At 61.3% G+C, this 18049-nt stretch carries 15 protein-coding genes and 1 pseudogene; 10 read left to right on the forward strand and 6 right to left on the reverse strand.

Features of this window, described 5'->3' with window-relative positions; genetic code table 11:
• Nucleotides 1-190 precede the first annotated feature (190 nt).
• Both VF629_RS01310 and VF629_RS01315 read right to left on the reverse strand, forming a co-directional pair.
• On the reverse strand, nucleotides 191-817 hold the full coding sequence (locus VF629_RS01310; protein ID WP_331056633.1) for a T9SS type A sorting domain-containing protein: 627 nt from the start codon (nucleotides 815-817) through the stop codon (nucleotides 191-193).
• 251 nt (nucleotides 818-1068) lie between these two features.
• Complete coding sequence (locus VF629_RS01315; RefSeq protein WP_331056634.1) at nucleotides 1069-1827, reverse strand: biotin--[acetyl-CoA-carboxylase] ligase; 759 nt, start codon at nucleotides 1825-1827, stop codon at nucleotides 1069-1071.
• 67 nt (nucleotides 1828-1894) lie between these two features.
• Here VF629_RS01315 and rsfS point away from each other — a divergent pair, with 67 nt between their 5' ends.
• The 7 genes from rsfS to VF629_RS01350 all read left to right on the forward strand — a co-directional run bounded on the left by rsfS (nucleotide 1895) and on the right by VF629_RS01350 (nucleotide 11394).
• Nucleotides 1895-2275, forward strand: a complete 381-nt coding sequence (gene rsfS, locus VF629_RS01320) for a ribosome silencing factor (protein WP_331056635.1) — start codon at nucleotides 1895-1897, stop codon at nucleotides 2273-2275.
• 195 nt (nucleotides 2276-2470) lie between these two features.
• Nucleotides 2471-4600, forward strand: coding sequence for an ATP-dependent zinc metalloprotease FtsH (gene ftsH, locus VF629_RS01325; protein ID WP_331056636.1), 2130 nt, complete (start codon nucleotides 2471-2473; stop codon nucleotides 4598-4600).
• A 79-nt stretch (nucleotides 4601-4679) separates the two neighbouring features.
• The gene (locus tag VF629_RS01330) at nucleotides 4680-5327 is read left to right on the forward strand and encodes a LutC/YkgG family protein (protein ID WP_331056637.1); all 648 of its coding nucleotides are present in this window, start codon (nucleotides 4680-4682) and stop codon (nucleotides 5325-5327) included.
• A gap of 166 nt (nucleotides 5328-5493) precedes the next feature.
• Complete coding sequence (locus tag VF629_RS01335) at nucleotides 5494-6276, forward strand: UDP-2,3-diacylglucosamine diphosphatase (RefSeq protein WP_331056638.1); 783 nt, start codon at nucleotides 5494-5496, stop codon at nucleotides 6274-6276.
• 109 nt (nucleotides 6277-6385) lie between these two features.
• Nucleotides 6386-7294, forward strand: coding sequence for a hypothetical protein (locus VF629_RS01340; RefSeq protein ID WP_331056639.1), 909 nt, complete (start codon nucleotides 6386-6388; stop codon nucleotides 7292-7294).
• 113 nt (nucleotides 7295-7407) lie between these two features.
• A complete protein-coding gene (locus VF629_RS01345) occupies nucleotides 7408-8574 on the forward strand; it encodes a zinc-dependent alcohol dehydrogenase (RefSeq protein ID WP_331056640.1) in 1167 nt (388 codons plus the stop codon).
• Between the two features lie 147 nt (nucleotides 8575-8721).
• Nucleotides 8722-11394: a S8 family serine peptidase gene (locus VF629_RS01350; RefSeq protein ID WP_331056641.1), complete on the forward strand. Its 2673-nt coding sequence runs from the start codon at nucleotides 8722-8724 to the stop codon at nucleotides 11392-11394.
• Between the two features lie 89 nt (nucleotides 11395-11483).
• Here the strand turns inward: VF629_RS01350 and VF629_RS01355 are convergent, their stop codons facing one another.
• Both VF629_RS01355 and VF629_RS01360 read right to left on the reverse strand, forming a co-directional pair.
• Nucleotides 11484-12290, reverse strand: a complete 807-nt coding sequence (locus VF629_RS01355; RefSeq protein WP_331056642.1) for a M57 family metalloprotease — start codon at nucleotides 12288-12290, stop codon at nucleotides 11484-11486.
• Nucleotides 12291-12467: 177 nt separating this feature from the next.
• The gene (locus VF629_RS01360) at nucleotides 12468-13256 is read right to left on the reverse strand and encodes a M57 family metalloprotease (RefSeq protein ID WP_331056643.1); all 789 of its coding nucleotides are present in this window, start codon (nucleotides 13254-13256) and stop codon (nucleotides 12468-12470) included.
• Between the two features lie 406 nt (nucleotides 13257-13662).
• Here VF629_RS01360 and ricT point away from each other — a divergent pair, with 406 nt between their 5' ends.
• Both ricT and VF629_RS01370 read left to right on the forward strand, forming a co-directional pair.
• Nucleotides 13663-15378, forward strand: coding sequence for a regulatory iron-sulfur-containing complex subunit RicT (ricT, locus tag VF629_RS01365; RefSeq protein WP_331056644.1), 1716 nt, complete (start codon nucleotides 13663-13665; stop codon nucleotides 15376-15378).
• 33 nt (nucleotides 15379-15411) lie between these two features.
• Nucleotides 15412-15903, forward strand: a complete 492-nt coding sequence (locus VF629_RS01370; RefSeq protein WP_331056645.1) for a gliding motility lipoprotein GldH — start codon at nucleotides 15412-15414, stop codon at nucleotides 15901-15903.
• A 78-nt stretch (nucleotides 15904-15981) separates the two neighbouring features.
• Here the strand turns inward: VF629_RS01370 and VF629_RS01375 are convergent, their stop codons facing one another.
• Nucleotides 15982-16176 (reverse strand): cold shock domain-containing protein, encoded by a 195-nt coding sequence (locus VF629_RS01375; protein ID WP_331056646.1) that lies wholly within the window; start codon nucleotides 16174-16176, stop codon nucleotides 15982-15984.
• A 215-nt stretch (nucleotides 16177-16391) separates the two neighbouring features.
• On the opposite strand from VF629_RS01375, the gene VF629_RS01380 reads away from it, so the two are divergent.
• Nucleotides 16392-17705: a hypothetical protein gene (locus VF629_RS01380; protein ID WP_331056647.1), complete on the forward strand. Its 1314-nt coding sequence runs from the start codon at nucleotides 16392-16394 to the stop codon at nucleotides 17703-17705.
• Between the two features lie 73 nt (nucleotides 17706-17778).
• Here VF629_RS01380 and VF629_RS01385 read toward each other — a convergent pair.
• A pseudogene (locus VF629_RS01385) lies at nucleotides 17779-18049 on the reverse strand (M1 family peptidase); the annotation flags it as partial.

The raw sequence follows: 18049 nt of genomic DNA on the forward strand, positions 1-18049 counted from the left end.
CGAAAGAAGCACACGGAGCCAGCTAGTGCTTGGCAAGAAGCAAGGCCGGAAATAGAAGCGAGGTAATCAGTTAAAGGGCAAAAGTAGGCAATGTGCCGCTGCACTTGCACGCAAGCCAGGCCGAATTGCCCTAGAAACACAAAAAGCAGCACAAGGCTGCTTTTTGGTTTCACACCATGAAAAAAAATACTCAGTTCTGCAAAACCAGGCGCTTTGTGGCCACCACTTTGCCCTCGACCAGCAGGCTGTAGAAATACACGCCTGAACGGAGGTCGTTCAGGTCCACGGGCAAGCCGGCGGCGGTGAGTTCCGGCTTCAGGGCGATGGTGCGGATTTCCTGGCCAATGATGTTGCTCAACCGCAACTTGTAGTCCTGGCCGGGCCTTTGGTTCAACTGCACGATTACCTGGCCGCGGCTGGGGTTGGGGTACACGCTCAGGCTGATGCCCGCCGTGCGTGCATCCAGCGTGGCCGTGGGCGTGGCCGCGGTGACAATTAATGTTCCTGTCATGCCTCCATGTGAAGTGCAGAGGAAGGGGTAGGTGCCTGCCGTAAATCTCCCTGAGGCAAAAGTTTCGGTTGGCCTAGTGGGGCTAATGATGAACGTTATCCATTGAGCGGAGGCCGTTGGGTGGGTGCCCGAACCGACGTTTTGAAAAACCAACTCGTCGTTGACCGTCATGCGAATGGTAGGGGTACCATCTGGGCCACGGTAAAAATTGTCGCCTACTTCCACGGTAATGGTTGCCGCCAGGGCCGGCGCCAACGTTGCGGCCGTTAAAGCAAGAATGGCAACAAGACGAGTAGAGAGTTTCATGAGACGAAGCAGAAAAGTGAAGGTGAAAATAGGTGTCGGGTATAGCCAGTAAAAACAAGCACCGTGCCGAGTTGCAAAGTCTTGACTTAAACAACCCAAGCACAGCGGTTTCGGTTTTATAGACCGCGAAAACAACCGAAAGTTGTACGGCCTGCCAAAAACAACTCGGACAACCACTCAATACGGTTGCCTGACAGATGAGCAGATGGCAGAATTACAAAGGCCTGATGCCAAAAAAGCCCGTGGGGTTGCTACACGTGCCGAATTTCTTGCATGCCGAACCGCCGAAGCTCGTTCCCAATGGCCACAGCCAAACGTCCGTCATCTTCTACCCCGACAATCTGGCCGCTTACCCGCTGGCCCTCGATGAGAAAAGAATGCGTCTCCTGATAGCGGTAAAGCGCCTGCAAATAAGCCCGGCGCAACTGGCCCACCTGCCCGGCCCGTAGCTGCAGGTAGCGCCGCTCCAGGCACTCGAGGAGCCGGGCGGCCAGTGCCTCGCGGGCGTAGGCGCGGCCCGTGAGCAGGCCCAATGAAGTAGCGGTGGGCTGGGCAAAACGCTGCTGATTGACATTCAGTCCGATACCCACCACGCTATATTGAATTTTTGGGCCGCTTAAGGTGTTCTCAATAAGAATTCCGCCCAGTTTTTGGTCGCCGTAGTACAGGTCGTTCGGCCATTTTAGTTTCAATTTGGCATCGGCCCCCAGCAGCGTTGCGGCCCAGTCGTGCACCCCCAAGGCCACGGCTTGGCTGAGCTGAAACTGCTGGGCCGCGGCCAAAAACGTGGGCTGCCACACCACCGAAAGCATGAGGTTTTCGGCGGGAGCGGCTTCCCACTGGTTCCCGCGCTGGCCCCGGCCGGCCGTCTGAAAGTCCGTAATTATGGTGCAGCCTTCGCTGGCCCGGTTTTGGACAATCAAGGCTTGCGCCTCCGTATTGGTGGAGGCGCACTCCGGCAACCATAGCAGTTGCTGGCCCGTGAACAAGGTTTGAGGGGTGACAACCACGGCCTTCTTTCGCGTATCGTTAACTTCGTAGACTTTTGGCTGCAAAGCTCAAACCTAATAACACAATATGAAAAGCACGTTGGTCCGTCAGGATTCAGACACATTGGCAGATTTGGTCGTTCGCGGCATGCAAGACAAGAAAGCGTCTGACATCGTGGTGCTGAATTTGAAGGAATTAAAAAACGCTGTCGCCGATTATTTCATCATCTGCTCGGCCAATTCGGACACGCAGTTGGAGGCGGTAGCGCGCTCGGTTGAAGAAGAAATTGAGAAAGTAACGGGCGAAAGCCCCTGGCAAACGGAAGGCCGCACCAACCGCGAATGGGTGCTGCTCGACTACGTTGACGTGGTAGTGCACGTGTTTCTGCGCGACCGCCGCAAGTTCTACGCCTTGGAAGAGCTGTGGGGCGATGCCGACATCAGCTACATCGAGGCTGAGCCGGCGTAGTTCAGATAAAATAATTTCCCGGTTTGTGCGTCTTGGTACGTGTTCTAACACACCACGCCGAAGCACGGAAGCTGGTAACTGCCAGGTTTCATCGATGCGTCTAAAATGACGGTCGACGAAGCTTCATTTTACCGAACATTTGTTTTCGACGCGGTGTTTTGCCCGTAGTTATCCCTGATTTAACTCGCTATTTACATGTCGGATAAAAATCCCAACAACAATAAAAAGAAGAAGGCCATGGTGCCCGCGCCCAACCCCCGTCCGGGGATGCAGCTGTGGGTGCTGGCAGGCCTGCTTGTGTTCCTGTTTGGGGTGATGTGGGTCAACAACCTCAACTCGCCCGCCAAAATCAATCAGCAACGCTTCGAACAAATCCTGGCTGCCGGTGACGTGCGCGAAATCACCATCATCAGCAACCAAAAAGTAGTTGAAGTGGCGCTCAAGCCCGAAGCCCTGCGCAAGCCGGAGTACCGGCAGGAGCTGACGCGCCGCACGCCATTTGGCGCCACCGGCTCGGGTTCGCAATTCTATTTCCCGGTAGTCGACGCCAAGCTGTTCCAGGAAAACCTGGACAACCTGCAAAAAGACGTACCGGTGGCCCAGCGCCTGCCCCTCAACATCGAGGACCGGCAGAGCCCCGGCGATTACATCGGCACTTACGGCTTCATTATCCTGATGATTGTCGGTTTCTGGTTCCTGATGCGCCGCATGGGCAGCGCCGGTGGTCCCGGCGGCCAGATTTTCAGCATTGGCAAGAGCAAAGCTGCCCTGTTTGAAGGCGGCGACAAGGTGAAAATCACCTTCAAAGACGTAGCTGGCCTCGAAGAAGCCAAAGAGGAAGTACAGGAGATTGTGGAGTTCTTGAAGAACCCCAGCAAATTCACCATCCTCGGCGGTAAGATTCCGAAAGGTGCGCTGCTGGTAGGCCCTCCCGGTACCGGTAAGACCTTGCTGGCGAAAGCCGTAGCTGGCGAAGCCGACGTGCCGTTCTTCTCGCTTTCGGGCTCCGACTTCGTTGAGATGTTCGTGGGCGTGGGTGCGGCCCGCGTGCGTGACTTGTTTAAGCAAGCCAAAGCCAAGGCACCTTGCATCATCTTTATCGACGAGATTGACGCCGTGGGCCGGAGCCGTTCGCGCGGTTCGGTGCCCGGTGGCAACGACGAGCGTGAAAACACTCTAAATTCGCTGCTGGTGGAAATGGACGGCTTCGGCACCGACTCCGGTGTTATCATCCTGGCCGCCACCAACCGCCCCGATACCCTTGACTCTGCGTTGCTGCGCCCCGGTCGTTTCGACCGCCAAATCAGCATCGACAAGCCGGACATCAACGGCCGTACCGAAATCTTCAACGTGCACTTGAAGCCCCTGACGCTGGGCCCCGACGTGGACGCCCGTCGCCTCTCGGCTCAGACCCCGGGCTTTGCCGGTGCTGAAATTGCCAACGTCTGCAACGAGGCCGCCCTCATTGCCGCTCGCCGCGACAAGAAGTTCATCACCGACCAGGACTTCACCGACGCCATCGACCGCGTGATTGGTGGTTTGGAGAAGAAAAACAAAATCATTTCGCCCGGCGAGAAGCGCATTGTGGCTTACCACGAAGCTGGACACGCCATTGCCGGCTGGTTCCTGGAACACGTCGACCCCTTGGTGAAGGTGAGCATCGTGCCTCGCGGCGTGGCCGCGCTGGGCTACGCGCAGTACCTGCCCAAAGAGCAGTTCCTCTACAACACCGAGCAGCTGACCGATGAGATGTGCATGGCCCTGGGTGGCCGCGCCGCCGAAGAGCTGGTGTTTGGTAAAATCTCCACCGGCGCCCTCAGCGACTTGGAGCGCATCACCAAGATGGCCTACTCCATCGTGACGATGTATGGCATGAACGCCAAGCTCGGCAACGTGTCGTTTTACGACTCCAAGGGCCAGAGCGAGTACGGTTTCTCGAAGCCTTACTCGGAAGCCACGTCGCAGATGATTGACGAGGAAGTGCGCAACATCATCGAAAACGCCTACATCCGCACCAAGGATCTGCTCACCGAGCGGCGCCACGAGCTGGAAGTAGTGGCCAAAGAACTCCTCGAAAAAGAGGTGCTTCAGCAAGAGGACCTGACCCGCTTAGTGGGCCCGCGTCCCTTCGAAACCCAGACCAACTACCAGGCCCACATGGCCGGCACCGACCGCAGCGAAACCGCCAGCGAGGTGAAAGGCGAGCAAGCCGCTGGCGGCAACCTCAGCCACGACCTGCCCGACCTGCACCTGCCCGGTCTCGACTCGGGCAGTAACAATAACGAAGCAGCTGCCCCCAGCGGCAGTGCAGTGGCCGGAGCCTAACCGCCCGCGACCTAGATTATCGAAAAGCCAGTCCGTGAGGGCTGGCTTTTTTTGTGGCTCCCAACGGTACTTTTGTCCCATGTCCGATACTTCCCGCGAAGCAGTGCTGGCGCGCATTCGTCAAGGCTTGGCGGCTGGGGCGGCCCCGCTGCCGCCCCGGCCCGACTTCGCCCAACCCGTGCACCCGCCGCTGAGCAACAGCGACGCCGTGGTGGCGTTTGCCGAAAGCTTCCAGCGCGTGGGCGGTGAGTTTTACTACTGCGAGTCGCTGCCCCACCTGGCCCTGCAAATTGCGGGCTTCCAGCAGCGGCAGCAGGTGGGCGCGCCCTACGTGTGGGAGCCCGAGATGCAACACTTGCTGTACCGGGCCGGGGTAGCGTTTCGGGCCGATGAAAGTGAGTTTATCGCCCAAGCCGACCTGAGCTTGACCTCCTGTGAGGCGCTGGTGGCCCGCACAGGCAGCGTGCTAGTGTCGGCGGCCACAGCCAGCGGGCGTCGGCTCAGCATCTATCCCGACCAACACCTCGTGCTGGCTCGCCCCAGCCAAGTGGTGGCCGAAATAGGGGAGGCCTTGCGAGTGCTCCAGGCGCGGTACGGAGCCGCTACGCCCTCCATGGTTTCGCTCACCACCGGCCCCAGCCGCACCGCCGACATCGAGAAAACCCTGGTGCTGGGCGCGCACGGCCCGCGCCGGCTGGCCCTGTTCTTGTTGGAAGACGAGGAATAACTCGTCATTGCGAGCACAGCGAAGCAATCCGTCCTGCTCTCAGCGACCAACTTTCATTTGTGACAAGCTTATTTTGCCGCAAGCGTTTAACCTCATCACGTTTTAGGGTTGAGCGCTGAGAACAGGACGGATTGCTTCGCTGTGCTCGCAATGACAAAACCACTACATGAAGCAACCCCTTACCCTGCCTGACCTGGCCCTGCCGCCCGGCCGCCGGGTGTATTTCGCTTCCGATTTTCATTTGGGAGCGCCTGATGCGGCGGCGTCATTGGCCCGCGAGCGGCGCATTGTGCGCTGGCTCGACGAGGCGGCCAAGGACGCCGCTGCTATTTACCTGTTGGGCGACATCTTCGATTTCTGGTTTGAATACAAGCACGCCATTCCGCGGGGCTTTAGCCGCTTGCAGGGCAAGCTGGCCGAGCTGACTGACGGCGGCCTGCCCATCACCATCTTCACCGGCAACCACGACATGTGGATGTTTGGGTACTTCACCCAGGAAATGGGCATTCCGGTGCTGCGGCGTGAGGTGTCGCAGCGCATCGGCGAGCGGCTGTTTCACATCGGCCACGGCGACGGGTTGGGGCCGAAGGACTACAGCTACAAAGCCCTCAAGCAAGTCTTTACCTCCAGCCTTGCCCAATGGCTGTTTGCGCGGCTGCACCCCAACTTTGGCATTGGCCTGGCCAACAAGTGGAGCCGCCACAGCCGCCTGCAAAACGGCGAGGCCGACGCCAAATACTTCGGCGAAGAAGAGTGGCTGTTGCAGTATTGCCGCGAGGTGGAAGCCCGTGCCCACCACGACTATTACGTGTTTGGGCACCGGCACTTGCCGCTCGACGTGGCCGTGGGCCCGGGCAGCCGCTACGTCAACCTGGGCGAATGGGTCAATTATTGCTCTTACGGTGTGTATGATGGCAATGAACTGGCCCTGCGGCATTTTGAGAAGTAGCGGCGCCAGCGTTGGCGGTTCGCCTGCTGGGGTAGAGACGCAACATCTTGCGTCTCCGGGACCGCGCCGGTGGAATGATGACCAAATGGCGCAGCCCTGGAGACGCAAGATGTTGCGTCTCTACGTCGTTCTGGCTTCTTTATTTCTCGCTGGCACTGCCCATGCCCAGGTCACCGTGCCTTCCGCGGCGTCGTCGGCGCCTGCTTCCACGCAGGTGGTGGCCCCGGTGCAGCCCGCCCCAGCGCCTGAGGCGGCCGCCACCCCGACCGCGCCCTGGAAATTGCTGCGCCTCATCAAACTGCCCAATCCCGGGGTGGCTTCGCTGGACCGCCGCGGCGCGCTCTACGTGGCCGATGCCGACAACAACCTGCGGCAATACGGTCCCGAAGGACTGCCCCTGAACACGTTCGCGCCCACCCAGCCCGGCCACGTGGCCCAGGTGGAAGCCTGGAACGTGACGACCACCTTGGTGTTCAATGACGACCGGCAGCAGTTGGTGCTGCTCGACCGGTTCCTGGCCCCCATCACCGAGGTGCGGCTGGCCGACTACGTCGATGGCACGGTGCGGGCCGCCACCCTGGCCCCCGACAACCGCATCTGGCTGCTCGACGAGAGCAACCTGGTGTTGCGCGAGTTTGACCCCGGCACGCTGCGCCTCACGCGCAATACCCCGCTCGACCTCATCATCGGCCGCTCGCGACCCGACTTCCGCTTCCTGCGCCAGTACCAAAACAACATGTACCTGGTGGACCGCACCACCGGAATATTTGTGTTTGACAACCTCGGCAACTACAAAAAGAAGCTGCCCTTCACTGGCCTTGCCACTGTCGGCTTCCGCGGCGATGAGCTGTATTATGTGGACAATGGAGCCGTTCACTTTTTCCATCTCTACAGCCTCGCCGAGCGCCGCGTGGCCCTGCCAGCAGGGGTAGAAGCGGGCGCGGTGCGGCAGGTGCTGCTGGGCGAGAGGTTCGCGTATATTTTCACCCCAGTGGGAGTGTCAGTCTATCAGTTATAAACCTTGCCGGTACGGCCGAGGCTACAAGGGGCGGAAGTGTTACGCCAGCAACCTGCGTGAAAACGGGACCGTTAGGATAGCAAGTTCTTCCTTTCCACTTCCAACTCCTTTTCATGAAAGCTCTTCGAATTCACGGCATGCGAGATGTCCGCGTCGATAACGTGGACGACCCCGAAATTCAGGACTCCCGCGACGCCATCATCCGCGTCACCAGCACGGCAATTTGCGGGTCGGACTTGCACATCTACAACGGCAGCATCCCGCAACCCCGGCCCATGACCCTGGGCCACGAATTCATGGGCATCGTGGAGGAGGTGGGCCGCGGCGTGAAAAACCTGAAGCGCGGCGACCGCGTGGTGGTGCCCTTTCCCATTGCCTGCGGCCACTGCTTGTTTTGCAACCACGACCTGCCCGGCCACTGCGAGAACTCCAACCCCGAGCACTACGGCCCCGAAGGCGGCCTGATTACCGAAAAAGGTGGCGCCCTGTTTGGTTACACCGACCTCTACGGCGGTTACGACGGCGGCCAGGCCGAATACGCCCGCGTGCCCTACGCCGACTACGGCCCCCGCAAAGTGCCCGACAACCTGACCGACGAACAAGTCCTGTTCCTCACCGACATCTTCCCCACGGGCTACTCCGGCATCGACTGGGCCAACGTGAAGGGCGGCGAAGTGGTGGCCATTTTCGGGGCCGGCCCGGTGGGCATCATGGCCGCCAAGTCGGCGTGGCTGCGCGGCGCCAGCCGGGTCATCATCGTCGACACCCAGCAGTACCGCCTCGACCTGGCGGCCAAAGCCGCCCACGCCGAGGGCGTGCTCTGGGAAGACCACAAGCAAGTAGTGGACGAAATCCGCAGCATGAGCCGCGGCTACGGCGCCGACGTGGTGGTCGAAGCCGTCGGCTTCGAGCCCGACCGCAGCCTGGTGGACCGGGCCAAGGCCGTCGTCAACCTGGAAAAAGGCTCCGACAAAGTGCTGACGGCCTGTATGAGCGCCGTGCGCCGGGGCGGTTTTGTGTCGGTGCTGGGCGTGTACTCTTCGCCCTTCGACAACTTCCCCATCCACCAGTTCTTCGACAAAGGCATCATCATGCAAGGCGGCCAGGCCCCCGCGCACAAGCACATCGACCGCCTGCTGAAACACGTGTCCGACGGCGACGTGCGCCTCGACGACATCATCTCGCACCGCCTGCCCCTGAGCCAAGCCCCGCATGGCTACGATATCTTCCGCAACAAGAAGGACAACTGCACCAAAGTGGTGCTGAAGCCGGGCGCTTAAGCACGCCTGTTTTTCCGGTTAACGTCCAAGAAACCTGCGCTTCGCAGGTTTCTTTTTGCGCGCTCTTTTCGAACCCAAAAACCGCATTACGGCTTATCTTTGAAAGAAGCAGCCTGAACTGTTTATCTACCCCACCCAGTGAAGTGCATGAGGCAAAAAATCTATACACACATCCTCTCGATTGAACGACTAAAGCAGCCCATAAAGTCCTGGAAATGGCTGCTGGTTGTGCTGCTGGCTGTGCCACAGGCGCTGCTGGCCCAAAGCCAGGACAAGCGCGCCGTGCAGGCCAAACTAGCCCCCGCCTTGCAAGTAGCTTCCGCCCGAACCGCTCGAACGGTGCGCGTGAGCGTGGCCGACAAAGAAGCGTTTGAAGCGTGGGCGCGCGAGGCACTGCCCGCCGCGCAAGTGTCGCAGCCCACTGCTTCTACCCACACCCTCACGGTGACCGGGCTCGACGCCGCCGCGCTGGCCAAGCTGGCCGCCAGCCCACTCGTTGATTTTGTGGATGTTCCCGACCGGCGGGCCCGCGAAGAGCGCCGGCTGAGCAACTCCGACTTGTCGGTGAATGCCATTGCGGCGCTGCACGCCCGGTTTCCCCAGTTGGCGGGCCAGGGCCTGACCGTTTCGGTGAAAGAGCAGCCCTTTGACCCGGCCGACATAGATTTTAAGGGACGAGTGGCTACGGTAGGCCCCTTCCCCAGTCCGGCCTCCGACCACGCCACGGCCATGACCACGCTCATCGGCGGGGCCGGCAACTCCGACCCGCTCGGCCGTGGCGTGGCCCGGGAAGTGAAGCTGACCACCTCCGACTTTGCCCGCCTGCTGCCCGACGATGGCACCCAGCTCAGCCAAGCCGGGGTGTCGGTGCAAAACCATTCCTACGGCGTGGCCATTGAAAATTATTACGGCGTGGAAGCCGTGGAGTACGACCGGCAATGCCGGCAGTTTCCCGCGTTGGTGCACGTGTTTTCCTCGGGCAACTCGGGCGCGCTGGCCAGCCCGACCGGCCCGTACCAAGGCATTCCGGCGGTGGCCAACAACACCGGGCAGTTCAAGATGGCGAAGAACACGCTGAGCGTGGGCGCCACCGACCCCAGCGGGCAGGTGAGCCGCCTCAGCTCCCGGGGCCCGGCCTACGACGGCCGCGTCAAGCCCGAGTTGGTGGCATACGGCGAAGGAGGCTCCTCGGAATCGGCGGCGCTGGTTTCAGGAGTTAGCGTGCTGCTGCAGCAAGTGTACCGCGACCAGCACAACGGCGCACTGCCACCCGCGTCGTTGGTAAAAGCCGTGCTGCTGAACAGCGCCGATGACTACGGCCGTCCCGAAGTCGATTTCGTGAGCGGCTTCGGCCAGGTCGATGCGCTGGGCGCCATCAACACCATGCGCAGCGGGCAGTTTTTTACCGGCCCCGCAACGCAGGGAGTTGAGCGGGTTTTTACGATTACGGTGCCGAACGGCCAGCAACAGCTGAAAGCCACCCTGGCCTGGACCGACGCCGAAGCAGCTGCCAACGCCCCTCAAGCCCTCGTCAACGACCTTGACATGGAGTTGGTGTCCATCAGCACCGGCCAGCGGTGGCGTCCCTGGGTGCTCAGTACCTACCCGCGGGCTGACTCGCTGGCGTTGCCGGCCCGCCGCCGCGCCGACCATCTAAATAACGTGGAGCAGATTACGCTGACTGCGCCAGCAGCGGGCACCTATCAGCTGCGGGTGCGTGGCTTTGCCGTGCCCCAAGGCCCCCAGGCCTTTAGCGTGGCCTATGAAGTCAACGCTCTGGGCCTGGAGTGGACCAGCCCGGCCCGCCTGGCCAACGTGCGGCCAGGTGCTGCCACTACGCTGCGCTGGCAGTGGGCCGGCCCGGCTACCAGCGCCCGCCTGGAATACCGTCCCGCCGGCCGCACGCAGTGGCGCGTGGTCAACGCCAGCGTGAGCCTGGCTCAAAACCAGTTTTCCTGGACCGTGCCCGACACGACCACCCTGGCGCAGGTGCGTTTGGTGGCCGGCACCCGTCTTTTTCCGTCCGATACGTTCGCCATTGTGCGGCCGCCTGCCGTGCAGGTCGGCTACACCTGCACCGACGAGACGCTGCTGCAATGGCCGCGCGTGCCGGGCGCGTCGGGCTACCAGATTTACCAGTTGGGCAGTTCTCGCCTCGTGCCGTTGGCGCAAACCACCGACACCACCGCCTTGCTCAACGGCGGCCAGCTGCAAACCCGGTTTTATGCCGTGGCCCCGCTGCTACGCGGCAAAGCGACCGAGCCCGGTGCCACCATCGACTTCGCCACGCAGGGCACCACGTGTTACTTCCGCTCGTTCTTGCCGCAGCAGTTAGTGAGCGACGTCATTCGGTTCGACGTGGTGCTGGGCAGCACGTTCCGCCTCAAGGCGGCCACTTTGGAGCGCGAAGGCCCGGCGGGCTACGACGCCGTGCAGACCATTGCGCCGGTGCGGGAAACCGCCTTCGAGCTTATCGACTTGCCCGCCGCCGATGGCCGCTACGTCTACCGGGTTCGGTTGGAAAACGTGGCCGGACAAGTGTTCTACAGCAAGCCCGAGGAAGCTTTCCTGTTGCGGTTGGGTGCCGCCCAGGCGTACCCCAACCCGGTGCGCGCCGGGGAGCCCTTGTCGCTGGTGGCCAATACCAGCACGCCGGTTTCCATCCGGCTCTACGACATGCTGGGCCGGTTCCAGCGCGCAGTTGAAGTCGAAGGTGTCATCAATCAGCTGGAGACTACGGGCTTGCGGCCGGGCATGTACCTGCTGCGCATTCGCATGGAAGGCCGCGCGGAGCAAACCCTGCGGGTCGTCATCCAATAGCTAAGCTCTGCCTGAAGCCAACAAACAAAAAGCCCCGGCTCGCACGGGCCGGGGCTTTTTCAATAAGTAAAGGACAACCTGGCTACTGCCTAGTAGATGGCGCCCAAGGCAGTTTTGTCGTTGGCATTGAAGGGACGGTTCACGCCGCTGCCGATGCATGCCAGCATCCACGAATTGGGGTCGGCCGCGGCGGGCGTGCCGGGGATGAGGATGGCGCCCATCGTGCTGGCGCCTTCGTTGCTCACCGAGCCGCCGCAGCTGTAGCTCCGGTCCATGTAGTCGGTGTGGCGGAAGCCGATGCAGTGGCCCACCTCGTGCGCCAAAATGGTGGCGATGTAGGTGCTGGCATTGGCCGTGCCAATTGCCCTGGAATTCACGCGCACCGAATTGAAGGGGTTGCCGTTGGAGGGGAAGCCGGCCGAGGCCAGGTACCGGGCGCTTTTCGGCGCCTGAGACAGGGTAATTTCCGCGCCCGAAGTCACGTAGGCGAGTTTCAGCGACAGGTTCTCGGCGTTGTACCGGCGCACCACTTCTTGCGTGGCCGTGACATACGCCGCCGGCAGCTCACTCGAAGCCGTTATCGTGATGGTCCGGCCGGTGCCCGTGTTCACGGTGTTGGTGGTGCGGTACTGCTCTTCGGCGCCCACGCGCATCAACTGAGCGGGCTGGGGGTTGGCCAGGTTTTCGGGCGTGAGGAAAATGTCGCCCTCTACCACGTAGCCGCCGTCAACTTTGGTCGCGCCCTGGGCCGTGAAGCCGAGCTGCTTGATTTGGGCGAGGGCCTCCGGCGACACTTCGTCGGTGGTGGTGACGTTTTCCGTTTCTTTCGAGCACGACGAAAAGGCGAGCATCGAAGCGAGGCATAAGCCGGTTGCGAATAAGCTTTTGGTTTTCATGTGAATGGATTGTGGTGGGAGATGTGAAGACTGTGAAAAACGAGCAAACAAGCAAGGCTATGTACGCCAAGGCTTTAACTCATAGCAATGCAGTTAGCCTCTGTGTTAAATAGAAAAAGACCCCGCTTCACCCAAGCCGGGGTCTTTTTCATTAAGTAGTACCCGAAGGTGTTTCGGCTAGTACACGAAGCGGAGGGCCGTTACGTCGTTGGCGTTGAACGGACGGTTGCCGCCGCTGCCAATGCAGGCCAGCATCCACGAGTTCGGGTCGGGGCCGCTGGGCGTGCCGGGGATGAGAACAGCGCCCACCGTGCTGGCGCCTTCGTTCACGGCTGCACCGCCGCAGCTATACTGGCGGCTCATGTAGTCGGTATGGCGGAAGCCAATGCAGTGGCCCACTTCGTGTGCCAGGATGGTGGCGATGTAAGTGGTGGCGTTGGCCGTGCCAATGGCGCCGGAGTTCACGCGCACCGAATTGAAGGGGTTGCCGTTGGACGGGAAACCGGCCGAAGCCAAGTAAGAAGAGCCGGAAGGAGCGGCGGTCAGCACGATTTCGCCGCCCGAAGTAACGCGGGTGAAGCGAATGAGCAGGCCCTGCGCGTTGTAGCGACGGATGAGCTCGTCGGTCGCCGTCACGTAAGCCGAGGGCAGCGAGGTCGAAACCCGAATGCTAACCGTGCGGCCCGAGCCCACGCTTACGCGGTTGGTGGTGCGGTACTGCTCCTCGTCGCCGACGCGCAGCATCTGGTACTCCGGCTTGCTGGCCAGGTTGGCTTCGGTTACCAAAATGTCGCCTTCGACGAGGTAACCACCGTCAACTTTTTTAATCTCGTCAGTGGTCAGGCCCATTTCCTTAATCTGGGTGAGCACGGCCGGCGAGATGGCTTCGCTGGGAGCGGGGGTATTGGTAGATTCCTGCTCTTTCGAACAGGAGGAAAGTGCTAACACCGAAACGGTGCAAAGCATGGCGGTAGAAAGTACGTTTTTGACTTTCATAAGTTTGTTGTGGGTTAGGTAGTGTGAATAATGGGTGAAGGATGTATGCAATTAGGATAGAATTATTATGAACAACAATAGTGATTTAGCGAAACCTTAAAAATATTTCAAAGTATGCGTGTATAAGCGCGTATGGGCATTTATGATTATGCCGCTGGATTGTGATTGCCAAAATCTTACACAATTATGCAAATAGTTATAAAAGCAAGATTTAATTGAACTTGCGAAAGTCGGGGACTGTTTTCATCGGTTGCGCGCTAGCGGCAAGCACAGTGGAGCGCTGGGCTCCTTGAGGGCCTTTGCGAATTGTGTATCTTTGCTAGCAACCGAATTTTCGTGGAAATCTTAGTTTCCCTCAACTATATATTTTTAGCTAGTGGCTTGTTCCTCATGTTCTTCCGGCGGCGGCTGCGGCACCAAGCCGGGCGGCTGCAAATCCAATGGCGGCTGTAGCACCGGCGGCTGCAACCGCCTCAATGTGTTCGATTGGCTACAGGACGTAGCCGTGCCCGATTCTTTTGCCGGGTTTGATATTGTAGAAGTCCGCTTCAAGGGCGGCCGCAAAGAGTTTATGCGCAACGACCAGCGCCTGCCGCTGGTCACGGGCGACGCCGTGGTGGTGGACGCCGCCGGCAGCGGCTGGCACCTGGGCCACGTGAGCCTGAAAGGGGAGTTGGTGCGCCTGCAAATGCGCAAGAAGAAAGTGCCCACCGACTCCAAGGAAATCCGCAACATTCTGCGGGTGGCCACCCCCGAGGACGTGGAGCGCTGGGAAGCCGTGCGCGACCTCGAAAACGGCACCATGTTCCGGGCCCGGGCCGTGGTGGGCGAACTGCGCCTGCGCATGAAGCTCAGCGACGTGGAATACCAAGCCGACCGCACCCGCGCCCTGTTTTATTACTCGGCCGAAGACCGGGTCGACTTCCGGGAGCTGATTCGGCGCCTCGCCGATGAATTCCGGGTGCGGGTGGAAATGCGCCAAATATCTCTGCGTCAAGAAGCCGGTCGCATTGGCGGCATCGGCGTTTGCGGCCGGGAGCTGTGCTGCTCTACGTGGCTGCAGGACTTCAAGACCGTGAGCACCACGGCCGCGCGCTACCAAAACCTGAGCCTGAACCCGCAGAAATTGGCCGGCCAGTGCGGCCGCCTCAAGTGCTGCCTCAACTACGAACTCGACGCTTACCTCGACGCCCTGAAGGACATTCCGCAGGTGCAGCGGCCTTTGAAAACGTCGAGAGGGGAGGCTTTTCTGCAGAAAACCGACATCTTCCGTCGCCGCATGTGGTTTGCTTTCAAAGGCGACAACAACTGGGTGATGCTGGACACGGCCCGCGTGCGCGAGCTGTTGGACATGAACAAGCGCGGCGAAATTATTGAGAGCTTGCTGCCGCCCCGCGAGGAGGAGCCCGCCCCCGAGGTTTCGGCCATTGTGGAGGGCTCGCTGGACCGCCTCGACGACAAAATCAAGTCGAGCAGCAAGCGCTCCAAGCGTAAGAAATCGCGTCCGGAAGCGAAAGAAGGCGCCGCCCCTGTGCCAGCAGCAGAAGGCCGGACTCTTCGTGAGCCCCGCGAACCACGGGAGCCTCGGCCGCCGCGCGAAGGCCGGGAGACGCGTCCGCCGCGCGACGGGCGCCGCCCGGCCGGCGCCGCTCCTGGCGGCCCCCGCCCCCCCGAGCAAATGACGAGCCCCGGTCCCGGCGACCTGGACAATCCGGTGCCGGCGTTGGGCGATGTGCCCGAGCAGCGCGGCCGGCGTGGTGCCGCCGCCCGTCCCCTCAACCGCCGTGGCGGCCGGGGCCGGAGCGATGCCCCCCGTCCCGAAGGCGAAGCCGGCGAGCCGCGGCCCGAAGGAGGCCGCAACCGCCGCTCAGAACCCAAGGACGGCGCAAGCCAGGGGCCGCGCCGGCCCGAAGCCAACGCCGACGGCACCCCTCGCCCACCCGCTGAAAACGGCGGCGAGCCGCGTCAGCGGCAGGAAGGTGGCGAGCGGCGCGAAGGCCGTGGCGGCCGCAGCGGCCGCCGGGGCGGACGCGGGCCCGCTGCCGAAGGTGGTGCCCCCGCCAACCCCAATCCTACGCCTGCCGGCTCCTAAGCCGGCGTTACTTACTCATCGAAATTAATTTCTATGTATCAGCGCGTTGTGCTTCGCTTGGCTGCGGTTGTTGGGCTGCTGGGCACGCTCACGGCCTGCGACCCCAACCGGGTGTTCGAGGAAAATATTGACTTCCCCAACTACTCCTGGGATGTGCAGCAGAAACCGGCTTTTTCATTCGCCATTGAAGACACCACGGCCCGCTACGACGTGTTTTTTAACGTGCGGCATGCTTCGGCCTATGGGTTTTACAACCTCTACGTGAAGCACACGCTCACGGGCCCCGCTGGCCCAGTGGGCCAGCCAAAGCTGCATCAAATGCTGCTGCTGGACCCCAAAACCGGCGAGCCCAAAGGCAGCGGCACCGGCGACATCTACGACATTCAGCTATTGGCATTGCCCAACCAGCGCTTTGCCAAAGCCGGCACCTACAAGCTGACGCTGGAGCAGTACATGCGCCAGGACCAGCTGCCCGGCCTCATGGCCATGGGAATTCGCGTGGCCAAGCACACGGCGGCGAAATAAGCCCGAGTACCCACAAAAAAGCCGGCTCTGCATTGCGCAGGGTCGGCTTTTTGCTATTGGACAGAGCGTAGTGGTTGGCTATTGCAGGCGGGTTACATCGACTGCATTCGGGCCTTTTTTGCCGGCTTTGATGTTGAACTGCACCCGGTCACCTTCCTGGATTTCGTGGATGAGGCCGGTTTGGTGAACGAAGATTTCTTCTTGGTTATCGTCGGCGATGATGAAGCCGAAGCCTTTGGTGTCGTTGTAAAACTTGACGGTGCCGGTGAGCATGTGTAAGGAGCTAAAATGTTGAAAATGGCCTTGGCAAAACGCACCGGGCCGGGCCGAGGTTGGCTGCTCTGGCCGCACAAAGATAAAATCGTTGCTGCGAACGGCTTGCAGCGTCGTCAGAAAGTGCCGCGCTTTCCCAAACCTGAACAACGAGAGGGAGGGCGCGTATAGACGAGCAGTCCCATCCTTTCACACACTGCTACTCCCTTTGCGCCATGGAAAACGAGGAAGAAACCTTGAATACTGAGTCGAACGACATCGCGGGCAACCGCGTTGACGGGCCCGTGGGCAACACGGCCGCAAAACCCGGTTTGCCCGGCCATGGTACGGGTATTCCCGGCGGCGCTCCCACCACGCCCGCTACGGCGGGAGCCGGCAAAATGGACATTGACACTCCGGCCGCTTCGGCATCGAGCGAGTCGTTGGCCGCCTCCGAAATGAGTGCGGGAAAAGGCGCCGTGGACGCCGACGGTGAGGAGCAGGAAAATAAAGAAGCCAACCCGGCCAACCTCACTCCGAAGGAGACTTACGGCGGCAACTTCGGCAACAGCGTGCAGGGCAGCTACCGCGACGAAGACCGCCGCGAAAACCAAGACAGCGACCCCAACCGCGGAGAATTTGGCGCTCAAGACCTGAGAGGCACCACGCACGGCGGCTTCGGCAACCAAAACCGCATTGTGGACTACGAGCCCAAAGGGTCGGCCGAAGACCAGTACTACGGCGGCGCTGGCCGCCCCGGCGTGCAAGACAATGCCTATCGCAGCTACGATGGCCGCGACGAGCGCCCCGACAACCGCACCGAATACGGCTTCGAGCGAGGCAGCACCGCCGGCCCTACTTCGGGCCAAGCGGCAGATGCTGGCCAGGTCCGTGGCCAAAGCTTTGTGGGACCCAACGGCGACAACCGCAACCAACCTGACCGGACGGATGCCAACAGCGCGTTTCAGGTGGACAACGGTTCGGCGCAAGGCCCCGACAGCGGCTATGCTAGCGACTACGGCCACACCTCGTTGCGGGCCGGTGGACCGGCTGGCCAAGGCCAGGACCTGGCCGGCACTCCCAACCGTAACCAAACCGAAGACTACCTGCCCGTGCAGGGCGGCTCCGACAAGCAAGGCCGCGAAGAAAAGCACCCCGGCTACTCCACCAATACGCCCGAGATGGCCGACCAGCGCGGCGAGCGCCCCGGCAGCAGCCAGGGCTACGGCGACCGGGGCCGCGAAGAGCCCCGTCGTTCGCCTGACTTCAGCACTGGCGGCGAGCGAGACGGGTATGTGCAAGGCGAAAGCGGCGATACTTCGCAAGGCATGGGCTCGCGCGGCGGTTCGTACAACGACGCCTATGACGACAGCAAGCCCGGCAGCAAAGCCGGGTCGCCCCACCAAGGCGAACAACGCCTGGAAGACCGCAGCCAGAACTACGGCCAAGAGGCCCGCGCCGAAAACCGTTCAGGCTCGGGCGATGACAACAACGCCGACCACGGCGCCCCCCGGCGTAACGCTGGCCGCGACGGCGAAGGCGACGAATAGCCTGACCACTCACAAACAAAAAGGCCCGCCAGATTCTGGCGGGCCTTTTTGTTTGTGAGCACATCTTTGGGCACTACTTGGTGCCGCCCAACTGCGCTTCCGGCTTTGGCCCAGTAGTGGCTTGCTTGGCCTGCTGCATGGGGTTGGGCTGAGCGGGGGCCTGCTGCTGGAAGAGCTCGAAGCGGGAGGCGGCGGGCTGGCGGGGGAAGGCGTTGTTGGACAGGTCCGTGTCGGCCGTCTGCTGGTAGGGGTCGAGCACGAAGGAGACCACGGGCTTCTTCGTCACCATCACCTTGCTCACCTGCGCGTTGTTCTTGCGCCAGATTTCGGCCGGGATGGTCTGC

Source organism: Hymenobacter sp. (assembly GCF_036388155.1).
Lineage (GTDB): Bacteria > Bacteroidota > Bacteroidia > Cytophagales > Hymenobacteraceae > Hymenobacter.